The organism is Mesorhizobium sp. M8A.F.Ca.ET.208.01.1.1, from assembly GCF_004791315.1.
Lineage (GTDB): Bacteria > Pseudomonadota > Alphaproteobacteria > Rhizobiales > Rhizobiaceae > Mesorhizobium.
On the sequence record NZ_SRUT01000454.1, the window covers coordinates 1 to 278 of the forward strand.

Sequence of the window (278 nt, forward strand, 5' to 3'; positions counted from 1 at the left end):
GTTGACGATGCCTTTCGGCCGACCCGTACTGCCTGAAGTGTAAAGAACGATCGCGGGTGCATCGACGGATACCGCATGGAGTTGGGGAACGCGATTGCTCTTCGGTTCGCCGCGGGGCGACACATTTATCCAGCCGACAACTCGCGGCAGGTCCGTGGGTCGGACGTCTCCATCCCCTATGACAGTCGACAACCGCGCCTCGGAGACGATCGCATTGATCCTGGTATCCGGATCCCTCGTGTTGAGGGGCACCATAGGCCGCCCTGCGGCCATGCTCG

General features: G+C 61.9%; 1 protein-coding gene. It reads right to left on the reverse strand.

What is annotated here, in order from left to right; translation table 11 throughout:
* Window positions 1-273 (reverse strand): AMP-binding protein (locus tag EN851_RS36060; protein WP_281041144.1); only part of this gene is annotated, 273 nt, incomplete at its 3' end.
* Window positions 274-278 lie beyond the last annotated feature (5 nt).